This window comes from Desulfomarina sp., assembly GCF_054039375.1.
The window spans coordinates 1-4,170 of the sequence record NZ_JBPLBA010000109.1 but is presented as its reverse complement, the minus strand read 5'-3'; the positions used below and the strand labels follow the sequence as shown (position 1 = coordinate 4,170).

Genomic DNA, 4,170 nt, shown 5'->3' with positions numbered 1-4,170 from the left:
CAGTCGCGAAACTTCAGATAAACTACTGCAAGGAATGCTGCAATGGGTGAAAATTACGAATCAATGTGGATGGAACTGGGACTGGACCTCAAGGGTCATGATGCTCTTCTCAATGTTCTGGCACAGGCTTACAAAGATATCTACCTCTCACAGAAAAACCGGCCGGAAACAATGTCCTATTTCGACTTTGTCATGGAAGAAGTCCATGGACTTAGGATACGGGAACTGCTGGATGAAAAAGAGGCGGGACGGAAAATCATTGGTTCCTACTGTGTTTTTGTACCAGAAGAAATTGTACTGGCTGCCAATGCAACCCTGATCGGTCTCTGTTCAGGCGCTGATTTTGCCATAGAACAGGTGGAGAAACTGCTGCCCCGCAACAGTTGTGCCCTGATCAAATCTTCATTCGGCTTCAAACTCGGCAAGGTCTGTCCCTACCTGGAAAGCGCCGATATGATCGTTGGGGAAAACACATGTGACGGCAAGAAAAAAAGCTATGAAACCTTTGGGGATCTGGTGGACAATCTCTATATCATGGACCTGCCCCAGGTTAAGTCCCAGCAGGGGAGAGAACTGCTGAAAAGAGAATATTTACGCTTTAAAACCGCGGTGGAGGAATTAACCGGAGTTATGATCACCGCCGAATCGTTGAGAGAAGCGATCCGGACGGTTAACGCCAAACGGGCGGCTATCCACCGGCTCTCTCTACTGCGCAGCTATGACCCGGCTCCCATTTCCGGCCTCGATGCCCTCCTTGTCAATCAGATCTTTTTTTATGACAACCCGGCCCGATTCACCGAATCAGTCAATGCTATCTGTAACGAGCTGGAAAAACGTGTTCAGAAAAAAGAAGGTGCCTTTCCGGCAAAAAACGTGCGCATCCTGCTTTCCGGCTGTCCCCAGGCTGTTCCCAACTGGAAACTTCCTGCAATTGTGGAACAGAGCGGGGCTGTGATCGTCGGCGAGGAATCATGCGTGGGTGAGCGGGGATGTCGAAACCTCACAGACGATTCAAGGAATTCTGTGGATGAAATGATGGAGGCCATTGTCAATCGTTACTTCAAGATTGACTGTGCCATCTTCACCCCCAATGGTGAACGAATTGACCATATCCGTGAGATGGTAAAGACCTACAGGGCAGATGGCGTCATACACTATGGCCTGCAATTCTGCCAACCCTACCTGATTGAAGCAATCCCAGTTGAAAGGGCCCTGGAAAAAGAGAACATCCCCTGCCTGCGAATTGAAACCGATTACAGCATGGAGGATGCAGGGCAGCTCACCACCAGAGTTGAGGCCTTTATCGAACAGCTCCGATAAAGTAATTGCCCGGAGAAACAAAATCATAGAGTTGACGCACCCGCCTATGCGGACAAAAGAGACCGTGAAAAGCTGGGGTGCCTGTGAGCAATTACGAAAAAAAGGAATCTCTCCATATGAATTATGCAGGAATTGATATCGGCTCGCGATCCATTGAGCTTGTGGTTGTCGACGAAGATGAACAGATTGTCTCTGCCCTTCAAGCCGACACCGGGTTTGATCCCATCACCGAGGCGGGAAAACTGACAGAGCAGTGTGTTTTTGACAGGATCATGGCCACCGGATATGGTCGCAATCTTTTTGAAATCTCTTTTGACGCCCCCACCGTCACAGAAATTAAAGCCCATGCGGTGGGAGCAAAAGCACTTTTTCCGGGGGCGGGAACCATTCTGGATATCGGCGGTCAGGACAGTAAGGCAATTTCACTTTTTGCCAATGGAAAGGTCAAAAAATTCGAGATGAATGACCGGTGCGCGGCCGGAACGGGAAAATTCCTGGAAATCATGGCCACTGCTCTCGGGTTTACCATTGATGAATTCGGCAGAGAGGCCCTTACCGCCGAAAAAGAACTTTCAATTTCCAGCATGTGCACCGTTTTTGCAGAATCCGAGGTAACATCCCTTATTGCCAGAGGTGAAAACCGGCATGAAATCGCCCTTGGACTTCATGCAAGCGTTATGCGGCGTGCGGCATCCATGATAAACCGTGTCTGGACGGACGGGGACATCGTTTTCACCGGCGGGGTTGCAAAAAACCCATGTATGATTACTCTGCTCGAAGGAAAACTTGAACAGAAGCTCCTCGTTCCCGATGACCCGCAACTGGTTGGTGCCCTGGGTGCGGCACTGCTCGCGAAAGAACAGATATGAAATCACAAAATAAACCGGCGTGCCGGGACTCTATGGCCCGGCCTCAACAGAGTAATAAAAATTCCGACTGTGACAATACGGCCTCCAACCGAAAATTTCCAGCTCAACCGGTGCGGCTGACCGAAAGCGTAACCGGGTCCGGCTGAGCCTCCAAACTGGCTCCAGGGGACCTGGACAAGGCATTATGCGGTATTGATTTTCCCAGTGATGAAAACGTCCTGATCGGTCTGGAACGGGCTGACGATGCGGGTGTATATAAAATCAATGATGAGCTTGCCCTCATCCAGACTGTTGATTTTTTTACACCAATTGTGGATGATCCTTTCGCCTTCGGCCAGATTGCCGCGGCCAACGCGCTGAGTGATGTCTATGCCATGGGAGGTGTACCGAAAACCGCTATGAACCTGGTGGCTTTCCCGGGAAAGGAAATGGACCTCTCTATCCTGCGGGCGATCATCGAAGGTGGCGTCGATAAGCTGAAAGAGGCGGAAGTAGTCCTGATGGGCGGACACAGCGTGGAAGACAAAGAAATCAAATACGGCCTTTCCGTTACCGGTATCATCCATCCCCAAAAGATTCTTGCCAAAAAAAACCTGCGGGCCGGGGACAGGCTGATACTCACCAAGCCCCTGGGAACAGGGATTATCAACACTGCCATCAAGGCTGCCATGGCACCTGCGGAGCTCTGCGACAGGGTTATCAGAATCATGGCGGCCCTGAATCGAAGCAGTTGTAAGATCATGGAAAACTTTGACATAAGTGCCTGCACGGATATCACCGGTTTCGGCCTGCTGGGCCACCTTGCCGAGATGGTCTGCGGTTCCGGCAACAGCGTTATGATTAACTCCGATGGTGTGCCGCTTATTCCTGAAGCCCTTGATTTTGCCAATATGGGCTTTGTTCCGGCAGGTGCCTATAATAACAGAACATTCAGGGAAAATATGATCACCTTCAATCCACGGGTACCGAGAACCCTTCAGGATATCCTTTTTGATCCACAGACCTCTGGAGGATTACTGATCAGCGTCAAGAAAAACCAGGCAGACAGACTGCTGAGTACTCTGCAGGAAAAAGGCATTGAGGAAGCCGCACTGATTGGTGAAATTGTCTCCGGCCCGGAAGAAAGAATAAAAATCATGTAGAACAGGAAAACAAGAATGAAAACGATCGACGCCCGCGGCCTGGCCTGTCCAGCCCCGGTTCTTGAAACAAAAACTATCCTTGAAACAGAAAATCCAGACAAAATCAGTGTCACCGTCGACAACCCTGCCGCCCAGCAGAATGTTCAGCGGTTTCTGGAATCCCAGGGGTTTGAGACCCTTCTTGAACAGCAGGGTGATGATTATTTTATTTCCGGCTCACGGGATTCAGCCCCGCCGCAACACACTGAATCATCAGCATCTCCTCTTTCAAAAGAGAACAACACACAGAAAATTATGGTAATGTGCGCCACAGATTCCCTTGGTTCCGGTGATGATGAACTGGGGAGAAAGCTGATGACAAGCTTTCTACGCACCCTGGAGGAAATGGGCGAAGAGCTGTGGCAGCTTGTCTTTGTCAACAGCGGTGTCAAGTTGACAATTACCGGTTCGGAAGTACTGGACGACCTGAAAAAGCTGGAAAAAAACGGCACCACCATCCTGGTCTGCGGTACCTGCCTGACCCACTTCGACCTGCTGGAAAAAAAACAGGCGGGAGTCACTACCAATATGCTCGATATCGTCACGGCCATGCAGCTGGCCGACAAGGTGATTAATGTCTGAAGTCCTGAAAATCCTGCACTTCAGACAATGGCAGACCGAGTTTCACCCACCTATGCGGACAAAAGAGACCGTGAAAAGCTGGGGTGCCTGAGAGTAATTACAAAATGACAGACTGAATTTCATCCATATTCAGAGCAACCCCTCGGATTTATACCATTCGGCAGTATTGCGCAACCCTTCCAGTAAACCGACTTTCGGTGCATAACCAAGGAGCTTTT

4 protein-coding genes are annotated in these 4,170 nt (G+C 50.0%); all 4 read left to right on the top strand.

What is annotated here, in order from left to right:
* The first annotated feature begins 42 nt into the window (after nt 1-42).
* Nucleotides 43-1,320: a double-cubane-cluster-containing anaerobic reductase gene (locus tag ACXLDX_RS05975; RefSeq protein ID WP_457576283.1), complete on the top strand. Its 1,278-nt coding sequence runs from the start codon at nt 43-45 to the stop codon at nt 1,318-1,320.
* Nucleotides 1,321-1,436: 116 nt separating this feature from the next.
* Nucleotides 1,437-2,189 (top strand): acyl-CoA dehydratase activase, encoded by a 753-nt coding sequence (locus ACXLDX_RS05970; protein WP_457576285.1) that lies wholly within the window; start codon nt 1,437-1,439, stop codon nt 2,187-2,189.
* Nucleotides 2,190-2,299: 110 nt separating this feature from the next.
* The gene (selD, locus tag ACXLDX_RS05965) at nt 2,300-3,331 is read left to right on the top strand and encodes a selenide, water dikinase SelD (RefSeq protein WP_457576284.1); all 1,032 of its coding nucleotides are present in this window, start codon (nt 2,300-2,302) and stop codon (nt 3,329-3,331) included.
* 15 nt (nt 3,332-3,346) lie between these two features.
* On the top strand, nt 3,347-3,952 hold the full coding sequence (yedF, locus tag ACXLDX_RS05960; RefSeq protein ID WP_457576282.1) for a sulfurtransferase-like selenium metabolism protein YedF: 606 nt from the start codon (nt 3,347-3,349) through the stop codon (nt 3,950-3,952).
* Nucleotides 3,953-4,170: the final 218 nt, after the last annotated feature.